This is a genomic window from Marinilactibacillus piezotolerans (assembly GCF_900114235.1).
Classification (GTDB): domain Bacteria; phylum Bacillota; class Bacilli; order Lactobacillales; family Carnobacteriaceae_A; genus Marinilactibacillus; species Marinilactibacillus piezotolerans.
Genome location: NZ_FOSJ01000119.1, coordinates 1 through 1,288 on the forward strand (window position 1 = coordinate 1; position 1,288 = coordinate 1,288).

The 1,288-nt window shown below is 25.8% G+C and carries 1 protein-coding gene; it reads left to right on the top strand.

The features are described 5' to 3' along the window. Positions 1 to 320: 320 nt before the first annotated feature. Positions 321 to 1,205, top strand: a complete 885-nt coding sequence (locus tag BM212_RS12345) for an AIPR family protein (protein ID WP_091898828.1) — start codon at positions 321 to 323, stop codon at positions 1,203 to 1,205. Positions 1,206 to 1,288 lie beyond the last annotated feature (83 nt).

The following is a 1,288-nucleotide window of genomic DNA, read 5'->3' on the forward strand; positions in this document are numbered from 1 at the left end:
AACGCACTATTTTGTAGAAAAATTCCCAATTTTTCCAAGAACGATTAATTTATTCAAGAAACCAGCTTAAATTATAGAGCTATGAATTATTCAGGGATATAGATAAAAAAGAAAGTATAATTAATTCAAAAACTATTTCACAAGATGTTTTAGATTCAATTTCTTTATTTCATACAATACTTACTAAAAATGCAAGTAAATTTCCTTTTGTAAATATTGACTTTATACATACTTCTCGTGGAGATTCTGATCAAATTAATGGGAAGAATAGAACAAATGAAAGTTATTTACAAAAAATAGGTGATCTTGAAGAGATTATCATGTCAAATAGTTTAGGTGGAAAAACTACTTTTAAATATGATTTATTAGGTACAGAAGAGTTAAAAGATCTAGCTCAATATCAAAAATCATATTCAGGTGAACTCAAATTAAATGAGAACCCTATATTTGTAGAGTATGGTGAAGATGGTATTCAAAAAGGATATATTGCAACTGCTTATTTAAAAGATTTTTTTAAATTTTTGGTTGAATACGATGAAGATGGGAATCCAATATTAAAAGAATATTTATTTGAATCGAATATAAGAGATTATCAAAATAGAACAACAGTTAATAATGATATTGAAGCTACTTTAATTGATCCTAAAAAAGAAAATGATTTCTGGTGGTTAAATAATGGGATTACTATATTAGCAGATGAAGGATCGCTTATAGGAAAAACGTTCTCTTTAGACAATATTCAAATTGTTAATGGTCTTCAAACATCACATTCTATATATCATGCACTAAAGAACATGAACTATGATGAAGATAACAGAACTGTTTTTTGTAAAGTAATAATTACGAAAAATGATAAAAGTAGAGATTCAATAATTAAAGCAACTAATTTTCAAAATGCCGTCCCAGCTTCATCATTACGATCAACAAATATTATTCAAAGAGATATAGAAACATTTTTATTTCAAAATGGTCTTTATTATGACAGAAGAAAAAACTTTTATAAGAATAAAGGAAAACCAATCAATAAAATTATTAGTATAAATTATTTAGCTCAAGCGCTGACTTCAGTACTATTGAGTAACCCCTCTAAAGCGAGAACAAATCCAACTGTTTTGACTAAAACAGATGATGATTATAATAAAATATTTAATAATAATACACCTATAGAGGTTTATTATTATATTGCATTACTTAGACCTGAATAATTCATAACTCTGTATTTTAAGTAAATCTCTTAAAAAAATCATTCTCGCTTTATTTATTTTGATAACTTTTGCCCAAAACAATC